General features: G+C 70.8%; 23 protein-coding genes, 1 tRNA gene and 5 pseudogenes. 24 read left to right on the top strand and 5 right to left on the bottom strand.

The window, feature by feature from the left end; genetic code table 11:
* Positions 1 to 3: 3 nt before the first annotated feature.
* Genes ACZZ0J_RS03135 through ACZZ0J_RS03125 form a run of 3 tightly spaced genes read left to right on the top strand, consistent with a single transcriptional unit; the run spans position 4 to position 1,588 of the window.
* A complete protein-coding gene (locus ACZZ0J_RS03135) occupies positions 4 to 201 on the top strand; it encodes a hypothetical protein (protein ID WP_123294394.1) in 198 nt (65 codons plus the stop codon).
* 59 nt (positions 202 to 260) lie between these two features.
* Positions 261 to 971: an NAD(P)/FAD-dependent oxidoreductase gene (locus ACZZ0J_RS03130; protein WP_463434764.1), complete on the top strand. Its 711-nt coding sequence runs from the start codon at positions 261 to 263 to the stop codon at positions 969 to 971.
* A complete protein-coding gene (locus tag ACZZ0J_RS03125) occupies positions 869 to 1,588 on the top strand; it encodes an NAD(P)/FAD-dependent oxidoreductase (protein ID WP_461964440.1) in 720 nt (239 codons plus the stop codon). Before ACZZ0J_RS03130 ends, ACZZ0J_RS03125 begins: the two co-directional genes overlap by 103 nt.
* A gap of 325 nt (positions 1,589 to 1,913) precedes the next feature.
* Here ACZZ0J_RS03125 and ACZZ0J_RS03120 read toward each other — a convergent pair.
* Positions 1,914 to 1,999, bottom strand: a tRNA-Leu gene (locus ACZZ0J_RS03120).
* 182 nt (positions 2,000 to 2,181) lie between these two features.
* Between ACZZ0J_RS03120 and ACZZ0J_RS03115 the strand changes: the two are divergent.
* From ACZZ0J_RS03115 to mshC, 3 genes and pseudogenes are all read left to right on the top strand, one after another.
* Positions 2,182 to 3,497, top strand: a pseudogene (locus ACZZ0J_RS03115) (M20/M25/M40 family metallo-hydrolase).
* A gap of 59 nt (positions 3,498 to 3,556) precedes the next feature.
* Entirely contained in the window at positions 3,557 to 4,387 is an 831-nt protein-coding gene (locus ACZZ0J_RS03110) for an undecaprenyl-diphosphate phosphatase (protein ID WP_463434762.1), read from the top strand.
* Positions 4,384 to 5,627 (top strand): annotated as a pseudogene (gene mshC / locus ACZZ0J_RS03105) (cysteine--1-D-myo-inosityl 2-amino-2-deoxy-alpha-D-glucopyranoside ligase). Before ACZZ0J_RS03110 ends, mshC begins: the two are co-directional and overlap by 4 nt.
* 804 nt (positions 5,628 to 6,431) lie before the next feature.
* On the opposite strand, the pseudogene ACZZ0J_RS03100 reads toward mshC, so the two are convergent.
* Positions 6,432 to 7,208: pseudogene (locus tag ACZZ0J_RS03100) on the bottom strand (proteasome assembly chaperone family protein); the annotation flags it as partial.
* An 86-nt stretch (positions 7,209 to 7,294) separates the two neighbouring features.
* Between ACZZ0J_RS03100 and ACZZ0J_RS03095 the strand changes: the two are divergent.
* The 11 genes and pseudogenes from ACZZ0J_RS03095 to ACZZ0J_RS03045 all read left to right on the top strand — a co-directional run bounded on the left by ACZZ0J_RS03095 (position 7,295) and on the right by ACZZ0J_RS03045 (position 17,638).
* Positions 7,295 to 8,053, top strand: coding sequence for an HAD family hydrolase (locus ACZZ0J_RS03095; protein WP_463434760.1), 759 nt, complete (start codon positions 7,295 to 7,297; stop codon positions 8,051 to 8,053).
* Positions 8,050 to 9,156: a tRNA (adenine-N1)-methyltransferase gene (locus ACZZ0J_RS03090; RefSeq protein WP_463434758.1), complete on the top strand. Its 1,107-nt coding sequence runs from the start codon at positions 8,050 to 8,052 to the stop codon at positions 9,154 to 9,156. The genes ACZZ0J_RS03095 and ACZZ0J_RS03090 overlap by 4 nt, the downstream gene beginning before the upstream one ends.
* Before the next feature lie 43 nt (positions 9,157 to 9,199).
* Positions 9,200 to 9,325: a hypothetical protein gene (locus ACZZ0J_RS03085; protein WP_275897987.1), complete on the top strand. Its 126-nt coding sequence runs from the start codon at positions 9,200 to 9,202 to the stop codon at positions 9,323 to 9,325.
* On the top strand, positions 9,322 to 10,125 hold the full coding sequence (locus tag ACZZ0J_RS03080) for an FKBP-type peptidyl-prolyl cis-trans isomerase (RefSeq protein WP_463434755.1): 804 nt from the start codon (positions 9,322 to 9,324) through the stop codon (positions 10,123 to 10,125). The genes ACZZ0J_RS03085 and ACZZ0J_RS03080 overlap by 4 nt, the downstream gene beginning before the upstream one ends.
* 71 nt (positions 10,126 to 10,196) lie before the next feature.
* Positions 10,197 to 11,228: a helix-turn-helix transcriptional regulator gene (locus ACZZ0J_RS03075; protein WP_111084001.1), complete on the top strand. Its 1,032-nt coding sequence runs from the start codon at positions 10,197 to 10,199 to the stop codon at positions 11,226 to 11,228.
* Positions 11,221 to 12,192, top strand: a complete 972-nt coding sequence (locus ACZZ0J_RS03070; protein WP_123339652.1) for a helix-turn-helix transcriptional regulator — start codon at positions 11,221 to 11,223, stop codon at positions 12,190 to 12,192. The genes ACZZ0J_RS03075 and ACZZ0J_RS03070 overlap by 8 nt, the downstream gene beginning before the upstream one ends.
* Positions 12,193 to 12,348: 156 nt before the next feature.
* Entirely contained in the window at positions 12,349 to 13,101 is a 753-nt protein-coding gene (gene tatC / locus ACZZ0J_RS03065) for a twin-arginine translocase subunit TatC (protein ID WP_111084003.1), read from the top strand.
* Positions 13,098 to 15,540 (top strand): annotated as a pseudogene (locus ACZZ0J_RS03060) (DEAD/DEAH box helicase). Before tatC ends, ACZZ0J_RS03060 begins: the two are co-directional and overlap by 4 nt.
* On the top strand, positions 15,461 to 16,126 hold the full coding sequence (locus tag ACZZ0J_RS03055; RefSeq protein ID WP_463434753.1) for a hypothetical protein: 666 nt from the start codon (positions 15,461 to 15,463) through the stop codon (positions 16,124 to 16,126). Before ACZZ0J_RS03060 ends, ACZZ0J_RS03055 begins: the two are co-directional and overlap by 80 nt.
* Positions 16,015 to 17,142: an apolipoprotein N-acyltransferase gene (gene lnt / locus ACZZ0J_RS03050; RefSeq protein ID WP_463434751.1), complete on the top strand. Its 1,128-nt coding sequence runs from the start codon at positions 16,015 to 16,017 to the stop codon at positions 17,140 to 17,142. The genes ACZZ0J_RS03055 and lnt overlap by 112 nt, the downstream gene beginning before the upstream one ends.
* Positions 17,143 to 17,287: 145 nt before the next feature.
* Positions 17,288 to 17,638 carry an RNA polymerase-binding protein RbpA gene (locus tag ACZZ0J_RS03045; RefSeq protein ID WP_111084006.1) on the top strand — a complete coding sequence of 117 codons (351 nt, stop codon included), beginning with the start codon at positions 17,288 to 17,290 and terminating at the stop codon, positions 17,636 to 17,638.
* A gap of 73 nt (positions 17,639 to 17,711) precedes the next feature.
* On the opposite strand, the gene ACZZ0J_RS03040 is transcribed toward ACZZ0J_RS03045, so the two are convergent.
* The gene (locus ACZZ0J_RS03040) at positions 17,712 to 18,938 is read right to left on the bottom strand and encodes an SPFH domain-containing protein (RefSeq protein WP_214546715.1); all 1,227 of its coding nucleotides are present in this window, start codon (positions 18,936 to 18,938) and stop codon (positions 17,712 to 17,714) included.
* On the bottom strand, positions 18,935 to 19,408 hold the full coding sequence (locus tag ACZZ0J_RS03035; protein ID WP_463434747.1) for an NfeD family protein: 474 nt from the start codon (positions 19,406 to 19,408) through the stop codon (positions 18,935 to 18,937). The genes ACZZ0J_RS03040 and ACZZ0J_RS03035 overlap by 4 nt, the downstream gene beginning before the upstream one ends.
* A gap of 152 nt (positions 19,409 to 19,560) precedes the next feature.
* On the opposite strand from ACZZ0J_RS03035, the gene ACZZ0J_RS03030 reads away from it, so the two are divergent.
* The 4 genes and pseudogenes from ACZZ0J_RS03030 to ACZZ0J_RS03015 all read left to right on the top strand — a co-directional run bounded on the left by ACZZ0J_RS03030 (position 19,561) and on the right by ACZZ0J_RS03015 (position 24,005).
* Positions 19,561 to 20,322 carry an SDR family oxidoreductase gene (locus tag ACZZ0J_RS03030; protein ID WP_123312601.1) on the top strand — a complete coding sequence of 254 codons (762 nt, stop codon included), beginning with the start codon at positions 19,561 to 19,563 and terminating at the stop codon, positions 20,320 to 20,322.
* 10 nt (positions 20,323 to 20,332) lie between these two features.
* Positions 20,333 to 20,788: an NUDIX hydrolase gene (locus ACZZ0J_RS03025; RefSeq protein WP_463434744.1), complete on the top strand. Its 456-nt coding sequence runs from the start codon at positions 20,333 to 20,335 to the stop codon at positions 20,786 to 20,788.
* A gap of 438 nt (positions 20,789 to 21,226) precedes the next feature.
* Positions 21,227 to 23,619, top strand: a pseudogene (locus ACZZ0J_RS03020) (ATP-binding cassette domain-containing protein).
* A 119-nt stretch (positions 23,620 to 23,738) separates the two neighbouring features.
* Entirely contained in the window at positions 23,739 to 24,005 is a 267-nt protein-coding gene (locus ACZZ0J_RS03015) for a hypothetical protein (RefSeq protein ID WP_123339648.1), read from the top strand.
* Here ACZZ0J_RS03015 and ACZZ0J_RS03010 read toward each other — a convergent pair.
* Positions 23,992 to 25,026 (bottom strand): shikimate dehydrogenase, encoded by a 1,035-nt coding sequence (locus ACZZ0J_RS03010; protein ID WP_463434742.1) that lies wholly within the window; start codon positions 25,024 to 25,026, stop codon positions 23,992 to 23,994. The two genes, ACZZ0J_RS03015 and ACZZ0J_RS03010, sit on opposite strands and share 14 nt — an antisense overlap.
* Before the next feature lie 94 nt (positions 25,027 to 25,120).
* Between ACZZ0J_RS03010 and ACZZ0J_RS03005 the strand changes: the two genes are divergently transcribed.
* The 3 genes from ACZZ0J_RS03005 (at position 25,121) to ACZZ0J_RS02995 (ending at position 26,019) form a co-directional block, all read left to right on the top strand.
* Positions 25,121 to 25,276 carry a hypothetical protein gene (locus tag ACZZ0J_RS03005; RefSeq protein ID WP_463434740.1) on the top strand — a complete coding sequence of 52 codons (156 nt, stop codon included), beginning with the start codon at positions 25,121 to 25,123 and terminating at the stop codon, positions 25,274 to 25,276.
* Between the two features lie 150 nt (positions 25,277 to 25,426).
* Complete coding sequence (locus tag ACZZ0J_RS03000; RefSeq protein ID WP_463434738.1) at positions 25,427 to 25,783, top strand: dihydrofolate reductase family protein; 357 nt, start codon at positions 25,427 to 25,429, stop codon at positions 25,781 to 25,783.
* On the top strand, positions 25,780 to 26,019 hold the full coding sequence (locus ACZZ0J_RS02995; protein WP_463434736.1) for a dihydrofolate reductase family protein: 240 nt from the start codon (positions 25,780 to 25,782) through the stop codon (positions 26,017 to 26,019). Before ACZZ0J_RS03000 ends, ACZZ0J_RS02995 begins: the two co-directional genes overlap by 4 nt.
* Positions 26,020 to 26,108 lie beyond the last annotated feature (89 nt).

The raw sequence follows: 26,108 nt of genomic DNA, 5'->3' as shown, positions 1-26,108 counted from the left end.
CCCGTGATCGAGTCCGTCGACGACCGCACCTGGTACGTCAAGCGCGACGCGGAGTCCTCCCCAGAGGCGATCATCGACCGGTTCGGTGGTGGCTACCGCTTGCGACGGTTCTCGTTGACCGAGTCCCGACGCACCGCGCACGGGGTCTACATGGGCCTCGACCTCGCCGAGACGGCCTGGTGGCGACTCCGAGAGCGCTGATTCGCTCAGGAAGTGCGGCGTTCATGACGTTGACGGCCCGTATCCGGTAGACCGGAGGAATGGCAGACTCGATCCCTCACGTCCTCGTCCTCGGCGGCGGCTCCGCTGGCTACAGCACCGTCAAGCAGCTGCAGAAGCACGCCGCGACCGTGCCCATGCGCATCACGCTCGTGGACCAGAACACCTACTACACGTACCTGCCGTTCCTGCCCGAGGTCGCCGGCGGCCACATCGCCCCGAAGGACGTGACCGTCGAGCTGCGCCGTGCGCTCCGCAAGACCCGCGTCATCCAGGGCAAGGTCACCGGCATCTCGTCGAAGGACAAGACCGTCTCGATCGCGACCGCCGGTGGCGACGACCGCACGCTCGGCTACGACCAGCTCGTCGTCGCGCTCGGCTCGGTCACCCGCACCTTCCCGACCCCCGGGCTCGAGGAGTACGGCGTCGGCTTCAAGAGCGTCGAAGAGGCCGCCTACGTGCGCGCCAAGCTCCTCGACAACATCGCCAAGGCCGCTGCCACCCGTGACGAGGACGAGCGTCGTCGTCTGCTGACCAGCGTCTTCGTCGGCGGTGGCTACACCGGCGTCGAGGCGATCGGCGAACTGTTCGACGTCTCGCAGGCCGCGATCAAGACCTACCCGTCGCTCGCGGGGAGCAGCCCCGCTGGATCCTCATCGACGCGCTCGACCGCGTCGCACCCGAGGTCGGCCCGGAGCTGTCCAAGTGGACGCTCGAGTCCCTCCGCGCCCGCGGCATCGACGTGCGCCTGAAGACCACCATGCCGAGCGCCGAGGGCGGCATCGTCAAGCTCTCCGACGGCGACGAGATCCCGACCGGCCTGCTCGTCTGGACCGCCGGCGTCAAGCCGAACCCGCTGCTCGACGCCTCCGACCTGCCCCGCGGACCGAAGGGGCACCTCGCCGCCAACGCGAAGCTCCAGGTCGAGGCCGAGGACACGCACGAGGTCGTCCCCGGTGTCTGGGGTCTCGGCGACGTCGCACAGGTGCCCGACCTGACCGCCGACAAGCAGCCGGCGTTCTACCCGCCGAACGCGCAGAATGCCGTCCGCCAGGCCGTCGTCGCGGCGGACAACGTCGTCGCGACGATCACCGGCAAGCCCCTCGAGGAGTACCGCCACCCCTCGATCGGTACGGTCGCCTCGTACGGTGTCGCCAAGGGTGCCGCGAACATCAAGGGCATCAAGATGACGAACCTGCTGGCCTGGCTCGCCCACCGCGCGTACCACGTGTACGCGATGCCGACGCTGAACCGCAAGGCGCGCATCGTCATCGGCTGGGTCACCGGTGCCGTCTCGGGCCGCGATGCGACCTCGCTCATCAAGGAGACGGACCCGCGGCGCAACTTCGTCGAGGCGTCGAAGAGCTAGACGCAACCACCTGACGGACAGGAGGCGCGGTGCCAGCTGGCACCGCGCCTCCTGTCCGTCCGTGCGTGCGCCGCAACCCGCGCCCCGACCCGGCCCGACCCGCAACGACGCCATCGATGTCGTACGACGTCGATGATGTCGTTGGCACGCGCCGGCGGGCGGTGGCCGTGAGCGCAGCGAACTGGCCGTGCCCCCACCCGTGGCCGTGAGCGCAGCGAACTGGCCGAGGCGGTGACGCCCTGAGCGCAGCGATGGCGGCACTCGCCGGGAGATGCAACAGAAAATGCCCCCGGACCGAAAGGTCAGGGGGCATTGCATGTTTCTGTGTCCGAAGGGGGACTTGAACCCCCACGCCCTAATACGGGCACTAGCACCTCAAGCTAGCGCGTCTACCAATTCCGCCATCCGGACTGGATGTGTGGCGATTTCCCCGGGTTTCCCCGGCGTCCCTGCCGAGAGAAAACACTAGCACGGGTCTGAACGCCCGATGAACACGGCCGCGCATCCCGGGCGCGTCCAGCCGGCGGCGTCGCGAGGCGTCCCGCGGCGTCACCGGGCCGGGGCGCGTCGGTGCGGACCGATACCGTGGTCGCATGACGAACCCGGAGCCGACCGCGACCGAGCTCGAGGCCACCGCGGCGATCGCGCGCGACCTCATCCGCATCGACACCACGAACTGGGGCGAGGGGAAGTCGCGCGGCGAGACCGAGGCGGCGCACTACGTCGAGGACAAGTTGCGCGGGCTGGGGCTCGAGCCGCAGTTGTTCGAGTCCGAGCCGGATCGCGTCAGTGTCGTCGCGCGGGTGCCCGGTCGCGATCGTGACAAGCCGGCCCTCGTGGTGCACGGGCACCTCGACGTCGTGCCGGCCGACCCGGCGAACTGGTCGGTCGACCCCTTCGGCGGCGTCGTCAAGGACGGCTCGCTGTGGGGGCGGGGTGCAGTCGACATGAAGAACATGGACGCGATGATGCTCACGTCGCTGTCGGACGTCATCGCGGCGCAGGGGGCTCCCGAGCGGGATCTCGTGATCGCGTACTTCGCCGACGAGGAAGCCGGGGAGTGCTCGGCTCGCACCACGTCGTCGAGCACCACCCCGAGGTCTTCGCCGGGGCCAGTGCCGCCATCAGCGAGGTGGGCGGGTACTCGATCACCCTCGGTGACCGTCGCGCCTACCTGCTGCAGACGGGCGAGAAGGCGCTGATGTGGATCAAGCTCATCGCCCGCGGCACTGCTGCGCACGGTTCGCACGTCATCCGCGACAACGCCGTGACGAAGCTCGCCGCGGCGGTCGCCCGGATCGGCAGCGAGGAGTGGCCGGTGCGTCTGTCGGCGACGACGGACGCGATGGTCGCCGAGGTCGCTCGGTTCCTCGGCGTCGACCCGACCGTGACGGGCCCGGACGAGGTCGCGCTCGCGACCGGGTCGGCCTCGCGGTTCATCCACGCCGCCCTGCACACCACGACGAACCCGACGGTCCTGACCGCGGGCTACAAGCACAACGTGATCCCGGACACGGCCGAGGCGCTCGTCGACATCCGGTGCCTGCCGGGAGACGAGGAGTCGGTTCTGGCGCGTGTGCGGGAGCTCGCCGGTGACGAGGTCGAGGTCGTGATGTCCTTCCGCGACATCGGTCTCGAGCAGGACTTCGGCGGACCGCTCGTCGACGCCGTCCGCGACGTCCTCGGCCGCCACGACCCGGGCGCCCCGGTGCTGCCGTACCTGCTGTCCGGCGGCACGGACAACAAGGCGCTGTCGACGCTCGGGATCGCCGGGTACGGCTTCGTGCCGCTGCAGCTGCCCGCCGGCGTGGACTTCCCTGCGATGTTCCACGGTGTCGACGAGCGGGTGCCGCTCGACTCGCTGGCCTTCGGTCGGCGTGTTCTCGGAGACCTCCTGGCCACGTACTGATATTGTTCATGGTCGCCTGCGTGGCGGTGTCCTGACCGACCTCCCCGAAAGGCCCGTGCGTGCACATCCTCGAGGCGATCTTCCTCGGCTTCGTCCAGGGGCTCACCGAGTTCCTGCCGGTGTCCTCCAGCGCGCACCTGCGCATCGTCGGGCTGTTCCTGCCCGACGCGAAGGACCCGGGCGCGGCCTTCACCGCGGTGACGCAGCTCGGCACCGAGACCGCGGTGCTCATCTACTTCTGGAAGGACATCACCCGGATCATCGGGCGGTGGTTCCGTTCCGTGTTCCGGCGCGACGTCCCGAAGGGCGACCCCGACGTGCGTCTCGGGTGGCTCGTGATCCTCGGCACCATCCCGATCGGCATCGCCGGGCTCCTGCTGAAGGACTCCATCGAGACCACGTTCCGCTCGCTCTGGATCGTCGCGATCGTGCTCATCGTCTTCGGCATCGTGCTCGGTGTGCTCGACGTCGTCGGCCGCAAGGAGCGTCGGATCGAGCACATGACCTTCGGTGGCGGCATCCTGATCGGGCTCGCGCAGGTGCTCGCACTCGTCCCCGGGGTCTCCCGCTCGGGCGCGACCGTGTCGATGGGGCTCGCGCTCGGGTACACACGACCGGCCGCGGCACGGTTCGCGTTCCTGCTGGCCGTCCCCGCGGTGTTCCTGTCCGGTCTGTACGAGGCCGCGACGAGCCTCGGTGGCCACGGAGCGCCGTTCGGACTCGCCGACACGCTCATCGCGACGGTGGTGGCCTTCGTCGTCGGGTTCGTGGTGATCGCGGCGTTCATGAACTACATCAGCAAGCGCAGCTTCATGCCGTTCGTCGTGTACCGCATCGCACTCGGTATCGTTCTCATCGTGTTGTTGTCGCTCGGAGTGATCCAGCCGTGAGGGCCTGGCAGGCCCCATCCGTCCCCGACGTCCCCGGCGCAGCGCCGCGGCCCGTCGTGCACGACACCGCCACCGGGAAGCCGGTCGACCCGACGCAGGGCGACGAGCGCGCTGCCCTGTACGTCTGCGGGATCACCCCGTACGACGCCACCCACCTCGGGCACGCGGCGACCTACCTGGCGTTCGACACGCTCGGCCGCGCGTGGCGCGACGCCGGCCTCGACGTCGAGTACGCGCAGAACGTCACCGACGTCGACGACCCGCTGCTCGAGCGCGCCACCCGCGACGGCATCGACTGGCGCGAGCTCGCCGCGTCGCAGATCGACCTGTTCCGTCGCGACATGGAGTCGCTCCGGATCCTGCCGCCCGACGACTTCGTGGCCGTCACCGACGAGGTCGACCGCGTCGCCGAGGCCGTCGCGTTCCTGCAGGAGACCGGCTCCGCCTACGAGGTCCCCACCCCGGACACCGAGGGCGACGACCTGTACTTCGACGTGAACCACCCCACCGACGCGTGGTCGCTCGGCGACGAGAGCGGCCTGGACCGCGAGACCATGCTCACGCTGGCTGCCGAGCGCGGCGGCGACCCGGAGCGCCCCGGCAAGCGCGACCCGCTCGACCCGCTGCTCTGGCGTGCGGCCCGTGACGGTGAGCCGAGCTGGGACTCCGAGATCGGCCCCGGCCGGCCCGGCTGGCACATCGAGTGCAGCGTCATCGCCGGCGACCGTCTCGGCCTGCCGATCAGCGTGCAGGGCGGCGGCAGCGACCTCGTCTTCCCGCACCACGAGATGAGCGCAGGACACGCAGCGGCCCTGGCGCACCAGCCCCTGGCACACGCGTTCGTGCACACCGGCATGATCGCCTACCAGGGAACGAAGATCTCGAAGTCGCTCGGCAACCTCGTCACCGTGCGGGGGCTGCTCGACGACGGTGCGGACCCCCGCGCGATCCGGCTCGCGCTGCTGTCGCACAAGTACTCCGACGACTGGGAGTGGTTCGACGCCGAGCTCACGAGCGCCACGACGCGCCTGGCGACCTGGGACGCCTGGGCATCGGCGCGTCCGCCGGGCACGCCGACGACGCGGCCGACGTGGCGTCCCGGATCCGGACGCGGGTCTCTGACGACCTCGACACGCCGGGTGCGGTCGCCGCGGTCGACACTGCGATCGCCGGGGGCACGGCGTGCACGCCGGAGCTCGCCGACCTGATCGACGCACTGCTCGGCATCCGTCTGGCCTGAGCTCCGGCCGGCCGGGCTGGGATTGCCGGGGCTCGGGCTGGGGCTGGGGCGGACACGCCCGGCCCGGTTCGCCGAGGTTCCACCACACGCCGCGGGCGTGCCGCCGAGGTTCCACAGGCGGCACCCTGCGGCCCCGAGGTTCCGAGATCTCGGAACCTCGGTGGGACCGGGCGGGCGCGTCGGCCCCGGTCGGCTGAGGTCCCACAACACGCCGCGTGCGTGCCGCCTGGGTTCCAGGGACTGCCGCGTGCGTCCCCGAGGTGCCGAGATCTCGGAACCTCGGTGGGACCGGCCGGGCGCGTTCGGCGCGTTGGGCGCGACCCGGCGACGGACGGGAGGCCCGTGGCGGGCTGGCACCGTGCCTCCCGTCCGGCGACCGGTCGCGAATACACCGCATGGCCGGCCGTGAGCAGACAGCGGCGACACGCCGCGCGCGTACCGGCGAGGTTCCACGGATCGCGGGGTGAGGGCGCGAGATGCCGAGATTTCGGAACCTCGGCGAACAGGACCGCGCGCGCCGAACCGCGGGGCCCCGCCCGCCCTACTGCTGGGGCGGCTGCGGGGGCGCCAAGGCCCCTCGCCACCAGCAGTACCGCCGTCCTTGCCGTCCTTGTGCTCGCGGCGCCGCAGGTACTGCTCGAACTCCTGCGCGATCGCGTCACCGGACGCTTCGGGGGAGTCGACGGTGTCGCGGGCCTGCTCGAGCTGCCCGATGTACGAGGCCATGTCCTCGTCGTCGGCGGCGAGGGCGTCGATGCCGTCCTCCCACTCGGTGGCGTCGTCGAGCAGGGTGCCGCGCGGCACGGTGACGTCGGTGAGCTCCTCGATCTTGTCGAGCAGCGAGAGGGTGGCCTTGGGCGACGGCGAGTTGTGCACGTAGTGCGGGACCGAGGCCCAGAGCGACAGCGTGGTCAGCCCGGCCTTGTCCATCGCGTCGGCCAGGACGCCGAGGATGCCGGTCGGACCCTCGTACGAGGACTTGTCGACGTCGAACGCGGTGCGGACGCCGGCGTTCTCGCTCGACACGAAGACGGAGATCGGCCGGGTGTGCGGGACGTCGGCCAGCATCGCGCCGACGAAGACGACGGCGTCGATCGAGTACACGTCAGCGAGGTCGATGATCTCGGCGCAGAAGCCGCGCCAGGTGCGGGAGGGCTCCGGACCGACGAGCACGAACACGTCGCGGTCGGTCGGGGAGCCGGTGGCGCCGATGACCGGACGGCCCTCGGCCCCGGGGCCGTGCAGCACGATGCGGGGCCACTGCACCCCGCGGGCACCGGTCTCGTCGGACCCCATGGTCGGACGGTTGAACTGGTAGTCGACGTACCGCTCCCCGTCGAGCTCGCGCAGCTCGTCGAGCCCGAGGGACTCGACGATGCGGCGGGCGAGTCCGCTCGCGGCTTCGCCGGCGTCGTTCCAGCCCTCGAAGGCGACGACGAGCAACCGGCCGTCGCTGAAGGGGAGTGCTGTGGCACGGAGCGGACCTCCTGGTGGTGGAGCGGAGCGGGGCGGGCACGACGAGGCGCCCGGCCGGACACGATGCAGGCATCCACTGTAGGCCCCGGCGACGCCCGCGGGCATGCGCGTCCGCGCCCAGCGGAACGGCCCGGCCACCCGTGCGCGGCCCGCGCCCGCCGCGGCGCACGGCCCCGGTAGACTCGTCGCCCGTGACCGCGCATCCTCCTGCCCTCGTCCTGCCCGCAGCCGTGCTGTGGGACATGGACGGCACGATCATCGACACCGAGCCGATCTGGCAGCGCTCCCAGGTGGACCTGACGAACCGCTACGGCGCCGAGTGGACCCACGAGGACGGCCTGTCCCTGGTCGGTTCCGGCCTCGAGCGCTCCGGCGAGCTCCTCCGCGCCAAGGGCGTCGACATGGAGGTCGAGGAGATCATCCAGTGGATGACCGACTACGTGATGGAGCACCTGCGCGCGGGTGAGCTGCCGTGGCGCCCGGGTGCCCGCGAGCTCGTCGAGGAGCTCCACGCCCGCGGCATCCCCACCGCGCTGGTGACGATGTCCCGCCGCAAGATGGCACTCGTCGCCGCCGAGGCACTGGGCGAGCGCGGGTTCCGCGTCGTCGTGGCCGGTGACGACGTCGACCGTCCGAAGCCGTTCCCGGACGCCTACCTCGCCGCCGCCGCCCAGCTCGGTGTCGAGCCGACCGCGTGCGTCGCGATCGAGGACTCCGCCACCGGCGTCGCCTCGGCCGTCGCCTCCGGCGCCGTCACGGTCGCCGTGGAGCACATCGTCCCGCTGTCCGAGATCGCCGGCGGTGACGTGCACCTGACCACCCTGTCGGGTGTCGACGTCGACCGCCTGGTCGAGTTGACGGGGCCGGCGCTGGCCGCGCGCGCTGCCGTGACGGGAGGCCCGGCTCCTGTCCCGGCGCACGCTGCGGACACCGAGGGAGTCACCCGATGAGCCACACCGACGACCCGACAGCGGCCCTGCCGCACACTGCTGGTGGCGCACCCCACACGCCGCCGCGTGGCCCGTTCCGGGCCGGCGACCGCGTGCAGCTCACCGGCCCGAAGGGCAAGCTCACGACGCTGTCCCTCGAGACCGCCGGCGAGTACCACACGCACCGCGGGGTCCTCCGGCACGACGACGTCATCGGTCAGCCCGACGGCTCGGTGATCCGTGCCAGCACGGGCGACGAGTACCTCGCGCTCCGTCCGCTGCTCAACGACTACGTGATGTCGATGCCGCGTGGTGCCGCCATCGTCTACCCGAAGGACGCCGCCCAGATCGTGGCGTTCGCGGACGTCTTCCCGGGCGCCCGGGTGGTCGAGGCGGGCGTCGGCTCCGGTGCCCTCTCCCTGTTCCTGCTGCGGGCGATCGGTCCGACGGGGCAGCTGCAGTCGTTCGAGCGTCGCGAGGAGTTCGCGGCGATCGCACAGGGCAACGTCGGCACGTTCCTCGGCGCCGTCCCGGACAACTGGTCCGTGACCGTCGGCGACCTGGTCGAGGAGCTGCCCGGCGCCGTCGACGAGCAGAGTGTCGACCGCGTGGTGCTCGACATGCTCGCGCCGTGGGAGTGCGTCGACGCCGCAGCCGACGCCCTCGTGCCCGGCGGACTCATCGTCTGCTACGTCGCGACCGTCACCCAGCTGTCCCGCACGGCCGAGGCCCTGCGCGACACCGGCCGCTTCACCGACCCGATGCCGAGCGAGACCCTGGTGCGCACCTGGCACGTCGAGGGGCTTGCCGTCCGACCGGACCACCGCATGGTCGGGCACACCGGGTTCCTCATCACGGCCCGTCGTCTGGCCGACGGCACCGTCCTGCCGAACCTGAAGCGCCGCGCGGGCAAGGTCGAGTTCTCCGACGAGGACATCGAGGCCTGGACCCCCGGCGCCGTGGGCGAGCGCGCGACGAGCGACAAGAAGCTCCGCAAGGTCGCACGGCAGTCGGCGGCGCAGGCCCGCAAGGTCGCTGCTGCCGAGGCCGGGTCCGCAGCCGCCGCTGTCGAGGGGTCCGAACCCGTCAGCGACGCGTCCGAGCCGACCGACGGCGAACGGTAGGCTGACGGTCGTGCCCGTCCTGCATCGAACGGAAAGAGGGTCCGTGCGCACCATCCCCGCACTCCTGGTCACCATCGGTCTCGTGGCGTCGCTCACGGCGTGCGCCTCGAACGGCGCCGGCACCACCCCTCGAGCTGCGCCGCACCCGGTGCGGCGTCCGAAGCGGTGACCGCCACCGGCGCGTTCGGCAAGGAGCCGAAGGTGTCGATCCCGAGCGGACTCACCACGAAGGGCACGCAGGTCTCCGTCCTCAAGCAGGGCGACGGCCGCACGATCGACGACGGCACCCCCGTCCTGATCGAGTACACGCTCGTCGACGGCGCCACCGGCGAGGTCGCGCAGACCAGCGGGTACTCCGGGCAGACTGCCCCGATCACCGCCGGGGCGAGCAACTACGGCGCCCTCGGCGAGTCGCTCGAGTGCGCGCAGGTCGGCGACCGCCTGGCCGTCGCGCTGCCGAAGAGCGCCCTCAGCAGCTCGGACACCAGCGCGACCACCGACAGCGGCTCGTCGGCGAAGACCGAGGACGCCGTCATCGCCGTCATCGACGTCAAGCGGGCCTTCGACGCCCGCGCGACCGGCACCCCGCAGCTCGCCGGCGACAAGATGCCCGCCGTCGTGCTCGCACCGTCCGGCGCCCCCGGCATCACGATCCCGTCGTGGAACGCGCCGAAGTCGAACGAGACGCACCTGCTGCGCAAGGGGTCCGGTCGGGTGCTCACCGCCAAGGACACCGCGGTCATCAAGTACACCGCCGTGACGTGGGGTGCTGATCCGTCCGTGGCCGGCTCCAGCTGGACGGACGGCTCGGGTGCGCAGACCGTGCCGCTCACCAAGGGCCAGGTCGACGAGGGCGTGCAGGGCGCCATCGTCGGGCACCACGTCGGCGACCAGGTCCTGGCCGTCGTGAACCAGCAGGGCACCGCCTACGCCTACGTCATCGACGTGCTCGGAGCGATGTCGAGCTGACGCTCCCACACCGTCCACCGACCGCGGCGCGGGTGCACTCCGGTGCACCCGCGCTGCCGTAGGATCGCCTCGTGCCAGCGACCCGTGTGCCCCGTGTGCCCGCAGAGGAGCGGCTGTTCAGCCTCGTGCTCGCGCTGCTCTCGACGGAGTCCGGGCTGACCAAGGCGGAGATCCTGACCAACGTGCAGGGCTACCGCCAGCGGTTCACGCCTGGCGGGGACAACGCCTCGCTCGAGCGGCAGTTCGAGCGCGACAAGGACGACGTCCGCGAGCTCGGCATCCCGCTCGAGACCATCGAGACACCGGGTGCCGCCGGCAACAACCAGACGCTGCGGTACCGGATCCCGAAGGGCGAGTACGACCTGCCCGTCGACGTCCGGTTCACCCCGGACGAGTCGGCCCTGCTGTCGCTGGCCGCCATGGCGTGGCGCGAAGGCGCGCTGTCCGCTGACTCGCGTCGCGGGCTGCTGAAGGTCCGGTCCGCGGGTTCCGAGGACGACGACGGCGCACTCCAGCTCGGCGTCGACGCGTACGCCCCGCGACTCCGGGCCCGCGACGCGGCGTTCGAGCCGCTCCGCTCCGCGCTCGACCGCGGTGCCGCCGTCCGGTTCGACTACATCACCCCGGGCCAGCACGAGGCCCGTCGTCGCGAGGTCGCCCCGCTCGCCCTCGTGCAGCACGGCGGCCGCTGGATGCTCGCCGCCCACGAGTTCGCCACGGACTCGGACAAGAACTACCTGCTGTCACGCATCGTCGGACCCGTCACGCAGTACGACGTCGGGCAGCACACCGCCCCGGTGGGCGCGGGGGAGCGCACGCTCGCCGAGCTCGAGCGGATCTGGTCCGCGCGCACGGCGCGCATCGCGGTGACCCCCGGCTCCGACGCCGAGCGGCGGCTCGCCCGCCGTCGTGACACCGAGACCGACGCCGACGGCGCACTCGTGCTGCACCACGTCGACCCACAGATCCTGGCCGAGGAACTCGCGGCCTTCGGACCCGAGGTCCGGGTGCTCGAGCCGGAGGACCTGCGGCTGCGCGTCGTCGAGCGGCTCCGTGCGCTCGTGCGCGACCACAGCGACGGAGAGGAGTCCGCCCGTGGCTGACGCCCAGCCCCTGCAGGCGCAGGACAAGCTCGCCTTCCTGCTCGCCCTGGTGCCGTACCTGATCGACCGCGAGCGTGTCTCGGTGGCCGAGGCCGCGCGCCACTTCGGTGTCCCCGAGGCCCGCATCCGCCGCGCCGTCGAGCTCATCGCGGTGTCGGGGGTCCCCGGCGAGACGATGCAGTACCAGCACGGCGACCTGTTCGACATCGCCTGGGACGACTTCGACCAGAACGAGATGATCGTCCTGACGAACCTCGTCGCCATCGACGACTCGCCCCGACTGTCCGCGCGAGAAGCTTCTGCGCTCATCGCCGGGCTGCAGTACCTCTCCGCGCTGCCCGAGGCCGCTGACCGCGATGCCATCCGAGCACTCATGGCGAAGCTGTCGCGCGGTGCCGGCGGTGCCGCCTCGACGGTGGCCGTCGGGCAGGACCTGCACGACGTCGCCCTGGCAACGATCCGTCGTGCGATGGCCGACGGCCGCGGTCTGTCCTTCGAGTACGCCGGTCCGCGCACCCAGGGCGGCACCCGCCGGGTCGACCCGCTCCGCGTCGAGTCGATCGACACCGACTGGTACCTCCGCGCCTGGGACCTCGACCGGCAGGCGCTCCGGACCTTCCGCCTCGACCGGATGTCCGGTGCACGCGTCGACGACCGTGCGGTGGAGAAGTCGGCGGACCAGGTGGTGATCCCGGACACGCTGTTCCAGCAGTCGGCAGAGGACGTCATCGTCACCGTCGAGCTCGACTCGTCGTCGCTGCCGCTCGTGGCCGACTTCCTCGCCGACACCGCCGACGCCCCTGACGCCGAGGCGCGCGTGCGCATCCGGCTCGCGGCGTCGAACGGCTTCGACGGTGTGGTCCGGCTCGTCGCGGGGCTGCCCGGCCGTGCCGTGGTGCTCGACCCGCCCGCAGCGCGGGACGCGGTGCGGGACTTCGCCGCCGCTGCCCTCGCCGCCAGCTGACGTCGCAGCCCCGCCGTCGACCGCTCCTGCATGTGCGTTCGCACGGAGCGCGCCGAACTGTCGGTTCCCACCCCGTAGGATCGACCCATGGCTTCGACGACCGCGCGCGGGCGAGCGAGGCGGCAAGGGCGCCGTGACAACGACGCCGAAGGCCGCATGTCGCTCGGGCAGCACCTCATCGAGCTGCGCAACCGCCTGTTCCGCGCAGTGATCGCCGTGGTCATCGCCGCGGTCGGTGGATGGTTCCTGACCCCGTTCGTGCTGGACTCGCTACGGGCACCGGTGGCCGAGCTCGCCAAGGTCGGCGGGCACACGGCCGAGCTGAACTTCCCGATGATCACGGGCGCGTTCGACCTCAAGCTGCAGATCGCGATCACGATCGGCATCGTCATCGCCAGCCCGGTCTGGCTCTACCAGATCTGGGCGTTCATCGTGCCCGCCCTGGTGCGGCGTGAGAAGCAGTACGTGTGGGGCTTCCTCGGCACCGCGATCCCGCTGTTCTTCGCCGGGTGCTACTTCGGGTGGTACATCCTGCCGCACGTGGTCGGCATCCTCGGCAGCTTCGTGTCGAGCCAGGACACCTCGATCGTCGATGCGAAGGCGTACTACGACTTCGTCATCAAGCTCATCGTCGCGGTCGGCATCGCGTTCGTGCTGCCGGTCTTCATCGTGCTGCTGAACTTCGTCGGTGTCCTGTCGGCGGCGGCGATCATCAAGTCCTGGCGCATCGCGATCCTGTGCATCCTGGTCTTCTGCGCGATCGTCACGCCGAGCGCCGACGTCATCTCGATGTTCCTGCTGGCCGTCCCGATGGTGGTGCTCTACATCGCCGCGTGCGTCGTGGCCTGGTTCCACGACCGCAGGGTGGCGAAGAAGCAGGCCAAGCTCGACGAAGAGTACGGCCTGTGACGGGCGCGGACCTCAGCGCGGCCGAGCGCTTCGCCGCCGCCAAGGTCCGGAACCGCTCCCGCAACCTGGAGCTGTTCCGCGCCGACCTGCGCTTCGACCTCGACCCGTTCCAGTTCGCCGCGTGCGACGCGCTCGACCAGGGCCGCAGCGTCCTCGTGGCCGCGCCGACCGGTGCCGGCAAGACGATCGTGGCCGAGTTCGCGATCTGGCTGGCGATGCGGCAGCCGACGGCGAAGGTGTTCTACACGACACCGATGAAGGCGCTGAGCAACCAGAAGTACGCCGAGCTGGTCGAGGTCTACGGCGAGTCCGAGGTGGGCCTGCTCACCGGTGACACGAACGTGAACCCGCGGGCGCGGGTCGTCGTGATGACGACCGAGGTCCTGCGGAACATGATCTACGCCGATTCCGACCTGCTCGACGACCTGGCCTGGGTCGTCCTCGACGAGGTCCACTACCTGGCCGACCGGTTCCGCGGTGCGGTGTGGGAAGAAGTGATCCTGCACCTGCCGACCGAGGTCCGGCTGGTCTCGCTCAGCGCGACGGTCTCCAACGCCGAGGAGTTCGGCGACTGGCTGCAGGCCGTCCGCGGGGACACCGACGTCATCGTGTCGGAAGACCGCCCGGTCCCGCTCGAGCAGCACGTCCTGGTCGGCTCGAAGATGGTCGACCTGTTCGACTCCAGCGGTGCGGCGGCGACGAACCGCGTCAACCCGGAACTGCTCCGCATGGTCGGTGGTGCCTCGCGCAGCGAACGGCACGGCGGCGGCCACCGTGGCGGACGAGGGCGCGGGGATACCACGACCGCCGTGGGCCGCGGACCGAGAAACTGCACCGCGAACGCATCGCGCACATGCTCGACGAGCGGATGCTGCTGCCCGCGATCTTCTTCGTGTTCAGCCGTGCCGGGTGCGACCAGGGCGTCCGGAACGTCCTGCGCTCCGGCCTGTCGCTCACCACGGTCCCGGAGCGCAACGAGATCCGCGAGACCGCGGAGTACCACTGCCGCACCCTGCCGGACGAGGACCTCGCCGTCCTCGGCTACTGGGAGTTCCTCGAGGGCCTGGAGCGCGGGGTCGCCGCGCACCACGCCGGCATGCTCCCCGCGTTCAAGGAAGTGGTCGAGAACCTCTTCCAGCGCAAGCTGCTCAAGGTGGTGTTCGCCACCGAGACCCTCGCGCTCGGTGTGAACATGCCCGCACGCACCGTGGTGCTCGAGAAGCTGGAGAAGTTCAACGGCGAGGCCCGTGTCCCGATCACCCCGGGGAGTACACGCAGCTCACCGGGCGTGCCGGACGCCGTGGCATCGACGTCGAGGGGCACTCGGTCATCCAGTGGACCGACGGCCTCGACCCCCAGGCCGTCGCCTCGCTCGCCAGCCGGCGCACCTACCCGCTGAACTCGTCGTTCAAGCCGACCTACAACATGGCCGTCAACCTGATCGACCAGTTCGGGCGGCAGCGCACGCGCGAGGTCCTCGAGACCTCGTTCGCGCAGTTCCAGGCCGACCGGTCCGTGGTCGACCTGGCCCGCAAGGTCCGCTCGCAGCAGGAGTCCCTCGAGGGCTACCGCGAGGCCATGCAGTGCCACCTCGGCGACTTCACCGAGTACTCGACGCTCCGCCGCGAGCTGTCCGACCTCGAGCGCACGAACGTGCCCGGTGGGCGCGAGGCCTCGCACGGCGCACGGCAGGAGCGGCAGGCCGCGATCACGGCGGTCCGTCGCCAGATGCAGCGGCACCCCTGCCACGCCTGCCCCGACCGCGAGGCGCACGCCCGCTGGGCGGAGCGCTGGTGGAAGCTGAAGCGCGTCAACGACAAGCTGCTCCAGCAGATCCGGTCCCGCACCGGTGCCGTGGCGACCACGTTCGACCGGGTCACCGACGTGCTCCTGCAGCTCGGCTACCTCGTCGACGCCGGCAACGGCGAGGCCACCGTGGCCGCTGGTGGCCGCCGGCTGCAGCGCATCTACGGCGACCGGGACCTGCTCGTCGCCGAGTGCCTCGAGGCTGGCGTCTGGAAGGACCTCACGCCGGCGCAGCTCGCCGCGATGGCCGCCACGATCATCTACCAGCCCCGTCGCGACGACGCCCCCGGCACCGAGCACGCGTTGCCGCGCGGCGCGTTCCGTCCGGCCCTCGACGAGACCCTGACGATCTGGTCGCGCCTCGACGACATCGAACGCGACGCTCGTCTGGCCGGTTCGGTGCCGCCCACCCCGGCGATGGCGGTCGGCATGTTCCGCTGGGCCTCCGGCTCGGCCCTCGACGACGTCCTGCGCACCCTCGACCTGCCCGCCGGCGACTTCGTCCGCTGGTCGAAGCAGGTCATCGACCTGCTCGACCAGATCCGGAACGCCGGTGACGACGACCTCGCCCAGACCGCCCGACGTGCGACCGACGCGGTGCGCCGCGGCATCGTCGCCTACGCCGCGGTCTGACAGGAGGCACGGTGCGGGTTCCGGAGACCGGTGTGCGCGGGGTGCGCGCGCGCGTGGGCCGCGGTGCGGTCGCGGACGGCCCGTTCGCGGCGCTCCCGCTGGCAGCGCGCTGCCCCTGGCAGTCATCGGCGGGCTGCTCTTCGCGCTCGCGTTCCCGTCGCCCGGTTGGTGGTTCCTGGCCTTCCCGGCGCTGGCCTGCATGCTCCTCGCGGCGATGGGGCAACGCGGCCGCAGGGCCGCGTGGTTGGGCTACGTGGCCGGTGCCGCGTTCTGGATCCCGGCCATCTCGTGGGCCGGTCGCTACCTGGGGCCCGTCCCGTGGTTCGCACTGGCGTTGTTGGAGGCGGCGTTCTTCGCCCTCGGCAGCGTCGCGATCGCCCTCGCGTACCGCTGGGTCGCGCGCGTGGTGCCCTCGACCGCCGGACGCGTGTGGGGCCTCCCGGCCGTGGTCGCCGCACTGTGGACCGGACGCGAGTGGTTCTCGGGGAGCTGGCCGTACGGCGGTTTCGCCTGGGGCGCGTCGGCCTGTCGCAGTCGCAGGGGCCGTTCACCCACCTCGCCGCGTACGTCGGCGTCCTCGGGGTGACGTTCGTGGTCGTCTACTGCGTCGCGGTCGTCGTGTCACTCGCCCTCGTCACCCCGCGGGCGCCGGGCGCGACCCTGCGACTGCCGGTCCGGGTCGCGACCGCCGGGCTGCTCGTCGCCGCCGTGCTGGCGGTGCCGGCCTGGCCGACCGCGACGTCCGGCACCATCCGGATCGAGTCGGTGCAGGGCAACGGGCCGGCCGGGTACTTCGACCGGGCTGCGCCGGGCGAGGTCCTGGCGGCGCAGGTCGCGGCGACCGACGTCGAGGCGAAGGGTGTCGACCTCGTCGTCTGGCCCGAGGCCTCCGCCGAGTTCGACCCGCGCCAGCAGCCCGTGATCGCGTCGTCGCTCGACGCCGTCGTCGACTCGGTCGGTGCGCCGCTGGTCGCCGGAGCCATCACGCAGACCCCGTCCGGGGTGCTGCACAACACGTCGTTCGTGTGGACCGCCGACGGGTGGCAGTCGTCCTACGACAAGAAGCGCCCGGTGCCGTTCGGCGAGTACGTACCGGACCGGTGGTTCTTCTCGAAGCTCGCGCCGTCCCTGATCGGCCTGCTGCAGCGTGACTACACGCCGGGGACGAAGCCGAACGTCCTGCCGGTGGCGGGGATCGAGGCGGGCATCGCGATCTGCTTCGACATCGTCGACGACGGACTGGCCCGCGACATGGTGCGTGGGGGAGCGCAGGTGATCCTCGCGCAGACGAACAACGCGGACTTCTCCGGCACCGACGAGAACCTGCAGCAGCTGGAGATCGCACGGATGCGGGCGATCGAGACCGGTCGGTCCCTCGTCAACATCTCGACCGTCGGCGCCTCGCAGGTCATCGACCCGTCCGGACGCACCATCGACCGGGTCCCCGAGTACACCGCGACCTCGATGGTGACCGACGTGCCGCTCGGTACCTCGACGACCCCGGCGTCGCTCGCGTCGGGGGCGATCGCCTTGTTCCTGTCGCTCGGCGGGCTCCTCGTGCTGCTCGCCTCTGCACCGTGGGGGCGCCGCAAGCGCTCCTGATCCGCCGCCGCGTCCCTGTGCGTCCGAGGCCGTGATCCTGTGCATCGGGGCCACGCACTGGGAACGGACTGTGAATGCGCCCAGTCGGGAACGACGGCGCGTGGGACAGTGTTGTGGAGGGCAGACGAGCGAGAGGAGCACACACATGGCTGATCGGAGTCTCCGCGGCATGCGGCTCGGGAGTCAGAGCCTCCAGAGCGAAGAGGGCGTCGAGCTCTCGGACCGCAAGCGCGCGGTCTACCAGACCGATTCGGGGGAGACCTTCGACATCGTCTTCTCCGCTGACGCAGACGTGCCCCAGACCTGGTCGGAGCCACGCTCCGGCCGCGAAGGACGCCTGCTCGGTGACGACGGCATCCCCGTCGAGGTCGCAGCAGAGGACGTCAAGGCGCCCCGCACCCACTGGGACATGCTGCTCGAGCGTCGCTCGCGCGAGGAACTCGAGGAGCTCCTCGAAGAGCGCCTGCAGGTCCTCCGTGCACGACGCGGTGCCTGACACCACCACCTGACGAACGACGATGCCCGCCCCGGTTCCCCGGGGCGGGCATCGTCGTTCGTGGTGGTGCGGGTCAGCGTCGGCCGGAGCCGTCGCTGGTGCGGTGCCCCGACGCTTCGTCGTTCGGGTGCTGCGCGGCGTCGGCCTGCGGGGCCGGTGCGTCGTCGACCTTCTCGGCGGTCGCGTCGTCAGCGGCTGCGAGGTGCGCGTCGACGCTCCGGTTCGACTCGGCCAGTCGTGCGTCGAGGTCGGACTCGGGGACGATGTCCGCGGCGGTCGCATCCGCACGCGGCATGGCCGTGTCGGCCGACCCGGCGGCCGCGGTGTTCGCCAGGCTCTCGTTCGCGAGCTTGGAGATGCGGGAGAGGAAGTCCCCGCCCGAGCCGGCGCCGGCGACGGGGCCGCTGCCGCTCCGTCCGCCGGAGAAGCCCTTCGCGATGCCGGACAGTGCCTCGGTGAACTCGCTCGGGATCATCCAGAGCTTGTTCGCGGTGCCCTCGGCGATCTTCGGGAGCATCTGCAGGTACTGGTACGAGAGCAGCTTGTCGTCGGGGTCACCGGTGTGGATGGCCTCGAAGACCGTGGCGATGGCCGAGGCTTCACCCTCGGCGCGGAGCACCTGGGCCTTGGCGTCACCCTCGGCCGCGAGGATGGCGGCCTGCCGCTGCCCCTCGGCCTCGAGGATCTGGGACTGCTTGGTGCCCTCGGCCTGCAGGATCGCGGCACGACGGCTCCGCTCGGCACGCAGCTGCTGCTCCATGGCGTCCTGGATGGACACGGGCGGCTCGATCGCCTTGAGCTCGACACGGCCGACGCGGATGCCCCACTTGCCGGTCGCTTCGTCGAGCACGACGCGGAGCTGACCGTTGATGTTGTCGCGGCTGGTCAGGGCCTCTTCGAGGTTGAGGCCACCGACGACGTTGCGGAGCGTGGTGGTGGTGAGCTGCTCGACGGCGCCGAGGTAGTTCGCGATCTCGTACGTCGCCGCGCGGGCGTCGGTGACCTGGAAGTAGACCACGGTGTCGATGGAGACCACGAGGTTGTCCTCGGTGATCACCGGCTGCGGCGGGAACGACACGACCTGCTCACGCATGTCGAGCAGGGGCCGCAGGCGGTCGATGAACGGCACGAGCAGGTTCAGGCCCGGCGAGAGGGTCTTGTGGTACTTGCCGAGGCGTTCCACGATGCCCGCGGTGGCCTGCGGGACGATGCGGATCGCCTTGGCCAGGACGACGATCACGAAGATGACGACGACGAGGATCAGGACGAGCAGTGCGATCGTCCCGGGTGTGATGGTCACGAGGTGGCCCTTTCTGCGAGGCGCACGACCGCGGTCGACTCCTCGATCGACTCGACGACCACGGGGGTGCCGAGTGGCGGAGTGCGGTCGATGGCGCCCACGGCGAACCGTGCGCTCCAGGTCTCGCCGTTGGCCAGGCGGACCTGACCGGGAGCGGATGATGTGAACGCGACGGCGACGGTACCGGGGAGCCCGATGAGCCCCTCGATGTTCGTGCGGTGCGGGTCGGCGCCTCGGCCGAGCATGAGCAGCAGGCGCGGTCGCACGAGCGACAGCAGCACGAGCGCGAGCACGGCGGAGATGATGGCGGACAGCCACCACGGGGCGCCGAGCAGGGCGGCGATCAACCCACCGGCGGCTCCGGCCGCGAGCATGATGAAGATGAAGTCGAGGGTGAAGATCTCGACCACTCCCAGCAGCAACACCAGTCCGATCCAGACGATGGTCTGGATCCAATCGATTCCGTTCACGCGATCTCCTCCTCGGTCGCGCGCCGTGGCTCGCAGCGTCGCGACGGCCGGTACAACTCCGTTCAACATATCAGGAGGGTCGGTCGGTCGTGCAGGCGATTGGTAGGCTCGGTGCGGCCGACCGGCCGGAACACGACCTGGAGAACACGACTGTGAGCAACCCCCTCGCCCCCGGATCCCTCACCGACACGCGCGCCGTCGTCACCGGCTCGTCGCGCGGCATCGGCGCCGACACCGTCGGGTACCTGGCCGAGGCCGGCGCCAAGGTCGTCGTGAACTACCGCAACAAGGCCAAGCGCGCCGAGCAGATCGCCGAGAAGGTCGTCGCGGCCGGTGGCTCCGCGCTGGCGGTCGGCGCCGACCTGACCGACCACGAATCGGTGCAGGCGCTCGTCGACACCGTCGTGCAGGAGTGGGGCGGGATCGACCTGCTCGTGCTGAACGCCTCGGGCGGCATGGAGTCCGGCCTCGGCGAGGACTACGCGCTCCGCCTGAACCGCGACGCGCAGGTCGACATGCTCCAGACCGCCGTGCCGCACATGCCCGCCGGGTCGCGCGTCGTGTTCGTCACGAGCCACCAGGCCCACTTCGTCGAGACCGCCGAGACGATGGACGAGTACGTGCCCGTCGCCAAGAGCAAGCGCGCCGGCGAACTCGCCCTGCGCGAGCTCATCCCGCAGCTCGAGGCCGCCGGCATCGAATTCGTCGTCGTCTCCGGCGACATGATCGAGGGCACGATCACCGCGACCCTGCTGAACCGCCTGAACCCCGGCGCGATCGAGGGCCGCCGGCAAGAGGTCGGCAAGCTCTACAGCGTCTCGGAGTTCGCCGCCGAGATCGCCCTCGCTGCGATCGAGCCGATCCCCGCCGACCACACCAAGCTCGTCGGCGACGTCAGCGGCTTCGTCGGCTAGCGTCGGGCGGGTGACTGCCAAGCCCGGCCTGCGCCGAACCTCCCGCATCATCCTGCTCGACCCCGAGGGTCGCGTGTTCCTGATGGACACGAACTCGCCGTCGTCGGACGGTGCCCACCGGTGGATCACACCGGGTGGCGGGGTCGACCCCGGCGAGGACCACCGCGACGCGGCGATCCGCGAGCTGCGCGAGGAGACCGGCATCGTCATCGACGACCCGGGCGAGCCCGTGTGGTCCTGGGACTTCACCGTCGAGTGGGACCTCGCCGACCACGACCGCGGCCACAGCGAGTTCTACGTCGTGCGTACTCCGGGTTTCGAGTTGTCGGACGCCGAGTGGACGGATGACGAGCGGGTCGACATCCTCGCGTCGCGCTGGTGGACCGCCGACGAGCTCGACGCCACCGGTGAACCGTTCGAACCGGCGGAGCTGCCGGACCTGGTCCGCCGGTTCGCTGCCGCCTGACCCGGCCGTCGTCTGAACCCGGCCGTCGTCTGACCCGCCGTCGTCTGCACGGTGCCGGGTCCGTCGGCCGGTGCGGGGTTGGTGGCGTGGTGCGCGCTCGTGGCGCTGCACGGTGCGTGGAACCGCGCAGGGGTGAGAAGGTGCGCACGGTGCTGACGGGAGGCGCGGGGCGGGTCTGACCCGTGCCTCCCGTCCGGTGGTGGGTTGCGTCCAGCGCACCGTGCCGGGTCCGTCGGTCGGTGCGGGGTTCGTGGCGTGGTGCGCGCTCGTGGCGCTGCACGGTGCGTGGAACCGCGCACGGGGTGAGAAGGTGCGCACGGTGCTGACGGGAGGCGCGGTGCGGGCGTGACCGTGCCTCCTGTCCGGTGGTGGGTCGCGTCCAACGCACGGTGCGGGATTGCGTTGTCGGTGTCGGTACCCGCCGGTACGCTGATCGACATGCACACCAGTTCCGGTGACGACGCCGCACCGAGCCGGAGCGTGCACGCCGCCGACGGCCACGACCGCATCCGCGTGCGCGGTGCCCGCGCCAACAACCTGCAGGGGATCGACGTCGACCTGCCGAAGCGTCGACTCACGGTGTTCACCGGTGTGTCCGGGTCCGGCAAGAGCTCTGCTCGTCTTCGGCACCGTCGCCGCCGAGTCGCAGCGGATGATCAACGAGACGTACAGCGCCTTCGTGCAGGGCTTCATGCCGTCGCTCGCGCGACCCGACGTCGACCTGCTCGACGGCCTGACCACCGCGATCGTCGTCGACCAGGAGCGCATCGGCGCCGACCCACGGTCGACCGTCGGCACCGCCACCGATGCGAACGCGATGCTGCGCGTGCTCTTCAGCCGTCTGGGCGACCCGCACGTCGGTGGTCCGAACGCGTTCTCGTTCAACCTGGCGACGGTCACCGCCGGGGAGCGATCACGGTGCAGAAGGGCAAGGACGCCAAGGCCGAGAAGGTCTCGTTCACCCGGCTCGGGGGCATGTGCGCCGACTGCGAAGGGCGCGGGCTCGTCAACGACATCGACCTGACGCAGCTGTTCGACGACTCGAAGGCCCTCGGCGACGGGGCGATCACGATCCCCGGCTACGGCACCGACGGGTGGAATGTCCGGATGTACGCGGAGTCCGGGTACTTCGACAAGGACACCCCGATCCGCGACTTCACCGAGCAGGAGCGCGCCGACTTCCTCTACCGCGAGCCCACGAAGCAGAAGATCGCCGGCATCAACATGACGTACGAGGGGCTCGTCCCCCGGGTGCGCCGTTCGATGCTGCAGAAGGACCGCGAGGCGATGCAGCCGCACATCCGCGCCTTCGTCGACCGTGCGGTGACCTTCACGACGTGCCCGGCGTGCGGCGGCACCCGGCTGAACGACATCGCCCGCTCGTCGAAGATCAGCGGGAAGAGCATCGCCGACGTCTGTTCGATGCAGATCACCGACGTCGTGCCGTGGCTGCGGGCCATCGACGACCCCGGCGTCGCGCCGCTGCTCGACGGCCTCCGCGACCTGCTCGAGTCGTTCGTCGAGATCGGTCTCGGCTACCTCTCGCTCGACCGCCCGACCGGCACGCTGTCCGGGGGAGAGGGGCAGCGGGTCAAGATGGTGAAGCACCTCGGGTCGTCCCTCAGCGACGTCACGTACGTCTTCGACGAGCCGAGCACCGGGTTGCACCCGCACGACATCGAGCGGATGAACGGCCTGTTGTTGCGGCTGCGCGACAAGGGGAACACCGTGCTCGTGGTCGAGCACAAGCCCGAGGTGATCGCGATCGCCGACCACGTCGTCGACCTCGGCCCGGGCGCCGGTTCCGGCGGCGGAACGCTCTGCTACCAGGGTCCGGTGCAGGGGCTGCGGGGAGCGGGACCATCACCGGTCAGCACCTGGACGACCGCGTCTCGGTGAAGACCGCCGTCCGCCGTTCCGACGGGGCGATCGCGATCCGCGGTGCGTCGGCACACAACCTGCACGACGTCGACGTTGACGTCCCCACCGGTGTGCTCACCGTCGTGACGGGGGTCGCCGGTTCCGGCAAGAGCACGCTGATCCACGGTTCGCTCGCGCATCGCGAGGGTGTCGTGGCCATCGACCAGAGCGGGATCCGCGGCTCGCGACGCAGCAACCCGGCGACGTACACCGGGCTGCTCGAACCCATCCGCAAGGCGTTCGCGAAGGCCAACGGCGTGAAGCCCGCGCTGTTCAGCGCGAACTCCGAGGGCGCGTGCCCCGCGTGCAACGGCGCCGGTGTCGTCTACACCGACCTCGGGATGATGGCGGGCATCGCCACCCCGTGCGTGGAGTGCGACGGCAAGCGGTTCGACCAGTCCGTGCTCGGCTACCAGCTCGGTGGCAAGGACATCAGCCAGGTCCTGGGCATGTCCGTCGCCGAGGCCGTGGCGTTCTTCGCCGACGGCCCGGCCGCGCTGCCTGCTGCGCACACGATCCTGGCACGCCTGGCCGACGTCGGACTCGGGTACCTGACGATCGGGCAGCCGCTCACGACGCTGTCCGGCGGAGAGCGGCAGCGGCTCAAGCTCGCGACGCACCTCGGTGAGCGTGGCGGCATCGTCGTGCTCGACGAACCGACCACCGGACTGCACCTGGCGGACGTCGCCCAGTTGCTCGGGCTGCTCGACCGTTTGGTGGACTCGGGCAAGACCGTCGTGGTGATCGAGCACCACCAGGCCGTGATGGCGCACGCCGACTGGATCATCGACCTCGGGCCCGGCGCGGGTCACGACGGCGGACGGATCGTGTTCGAGGGCACGCCCGCCGACCTCGTCGCCGCCCGCTCGACCCTGACCGGCCAGCACCTGGCGGCCTACGTCGGCGCCTGAAGCAGGGGACAGGTTCGTGCACGGAACCTGAACGTTGCCGGTGCGATTCGGATAGCGTTTGATCGACGCTCACGATCGGCTACCCGGCCTGGATCGGCGTCCTGATCGAAGGAGCTCTCATGTCCAACCCCGGCAACGCGCCCGCTCAGTCCAACACCTTCGGTGTCGTCTCCCTGGTGCTCGGCATCGTCGGCGTCGTCGGCGGCATCTTCGTCGCCCTGATCGGCATCATCGCCGGCATCATCGGGCTCGTGCTCGGCATCCTGGCGCGCAAGCGTGGGGGTAGCCGCGGCACCGTCCTCGCCGGCATCATCCTGTCGGCCGTCGCGATCGTCATCGGCATCGTCGGTTACATCCTGACGGCGGTCATCCTCACCCAGTCGTGATGGAGGCCCGTCCGAGGGCGCACTCGTGACGTCCGCCTCGTGACGTCCGCCTCGTGACGTCCGCGGGCGTGCATCGTGAGCAGAAGAGGTCGAGTCCGTCATCCGGACTCGACCTCTTCTGCTCACCCGATGGCTTCGCGTCCGGTTCGATCACCGGCGGTTCGCCCTCGGCGAGGAAGCCGGTGAAGGCAGCGCGCACCCGGTCGAGGTCGGGCTCGAGCCCGGTGATGTGTCGGAGGCTCGCGACCGCCTGCCCGACGGCCATCCAGCCACCGTCGACCACCCGGCATCCGGCCGCACGTGCCGATCGGACGAGCGGCGTCTCGAGCGGGAAGTAGACGGCGTCGGAGACCCAGGCGCCCTGGGGGAGCAGCGCGGGGTCGAAGGCCTGTCGCGGGTCGTCGTTCATGCCGAGCGGTGTCGCGTTGACGGCCCCGTCCGCCGTCGCGAGTACGTCACTGGCGTCGGTCATCGCCAGGACGCGGACGTCGACGGACGAGTCGGTCGGTGGCTCGATCGTCGCGACGAGCGCCTCCGCGCGGCCGACGTCCCCATCGACGACGTCGACCCGCCGGACGCCGAGTCCGACGAGCGCGTGGGCGATCGCCGAGCCGGCACCACCGGCACCGAACTGAACGACGTGCTGCCCGGCGACCGAGCCGAGGCCGCGTTCCACGGCGATCCGGAAGCCGGTCTCGTCGGTGTTGAACCCGATGCGGCAGCCGTCGCGGAACAGCACGAGGTTGACCGCACCGATCCGCGCAGCGCGGCGATCGAGCGCATCGAGCAACGGGATGACGGCCTGCTTGCAGGGGTGCGTGACGTTGACCGCGCAGTACCCCTCGGCCTCGGCGGTGGCGAGCAGTTCCGGAAGGTCCGCCGCAGTGCTGCCGAGTACGTCGAGGTCGAGCAGGCGGTACTCGTAGTCGAGTCCGAGCAGCCGGCCCTCTGCTTCGTGCATCAGGGGAGTCAGCGACCGGTGCAGTCCGGCGCCGATCAGCCCGACGAGCGTGTGCGGCATCGTTCCTCCCGTGGCGTCGACCGGCCGTCCGACACGAACGCGCTGTGGATGGAGCCCGATGCGTCCTCAGCGCGTTCGGCGTAGCGTCCGGCGCATGAGCTACAGCCAGCCAGACCCAGCCGAAGAGACCACGCAGAGCGAGACGCCGGAGCAGCCGGACACCGACCAGGAGAACCTGGAAGAACAGGGCGGTGAGCCGGCGGCGCTCGAGATCGACGCCGACGACGTCCTGACGAAGCCTGCCGACTGACACGGTCGCCGACGATGTGCTTCGTGAGCAGGAAAGGTCGAGTCCGCGCGTGGGACTCGACCTTTTCTGCTCACCAAGCGCCTGGTGCCGCCTACAGGTATGCGCCGATAATGCATATTATGTCAACTCAGATCCGGACTGGGGCTCCCCGTGCGTGAACTCGTCCTGAAGATGTCGATGTCGTTGGACGGCTTCGTGGCCGCTCCCCGAGCCGATTCGGACTGGATGTTCCGCGGCGGGAGTCCGGACTCGATGGCCTGGGTGCTCGACGTCGTCGCTGGTGCGGGTGTGCACGCCTTCGGCCGCAAGACCTTCGAGAGCATCTCAGGTTTCTGGCCGACGGCGCCCGGGCCGATCGCCGAACCGATGAACCGGATCCCCAAGGTCGTCTTCACCACGCAGCGCGACTTCGATCCGCGAACCGTGGCAGTCCCCGACCCCGACTCCCCGCGGCGGCGACCTGGACGGGTGCACGAGTCGCAGCCGGACCGCTCGAAGCCGAGGTGACGGCGCTCAAGCAGGAGTCGGGCGGGTACGTCCTCGCTCAGGGCGGGACGGAGTTCGGCCGCAGCCTCGTCCGGGCCGGTCTGGTCGACGAGTACCGGCTGGCGGTCCTGCCCGTCGCGCTGGGGTCGGGCGATGGCGTGTTCGCCGACCTGACGGACGAGCTCGATCTCGAACTGATCAGTGCTCAGGCCTTCGCAGGCGGCGCGCTCGGCCTGGTGTACCGACCGAAGCGCTGAGCAGTTCAGGAGACAGCGCTGAGCAGTTAGCGAGACAGCGCCGAGCAGTTCAGGAGACAGCGCCGAGCAGTTCAGGAGACAGCGCCGAG

It is taken from the genome of Curtobacterium sp. AC272 (assembly GCF_979258155.1).
Note: the sequence above shows the minus strand (reverse complement) of the source record. Positions and strands in the feature narration are given on the sequence as shown.

What these genes read in the sequence shown, in the direction of transcription:
- ACZZ0J_RS03130 (WP_463434764.1), top strand. Translation starts at nt 261, where the DNA reads ATGGCAGACTCGATCCCTCACGTCCTCGTCCTCGGCGGCGGCTCCGCT.
- ACZZ0J_RS03090 (WP_463434758.1), top strand. Translation starts at nt 8,050, where the DNA reads ATGAGCCACACCGACGACCCGACAGCGGCCCTGCCGCACACTGCTGGT.
- tatC (WP_111084003.1), top strand. Translation starts at nt 12,349, where the DNA reads ATGTCGCTCGGGCAGCACCTCATCGAGCTGCGCAACCGCCTGTTCCGC.
- ACZZ0J_RS03045 (WP_111084006.1), top strand. Translation starts at nt 17,288, where the DNA reads ATGGCTGATCGGAGTCTCCGCGGCATGCGGCTCGGGAGTCAGAGCCTC.
- ACZZ0J_RS03015 (WP_123339648.1), top strand. Translation starts at nt 23,739, where the DNA reads ATGTCCAACCCCGGCAACGCGCCCGCTCAGTCCAACACCTTCGGTGTC.
- ACZZ0J_RS03010 (WP_463434742.1), bottom strand. Translation starts at nt 25,026, where the DNA reads ATGCCGCACACGCTCGTCGGGCTGATCGGCGCCGGACTGCACCGGTCG.
- ACZZ0J_RS03005 (WP_463434740.1), top strand. Translation starts at nt 25,121, where the DNA reads ATGAGCTACAGCCAGCCAGACCCAGCCGAAGAGACCACGCAGAGCGAG.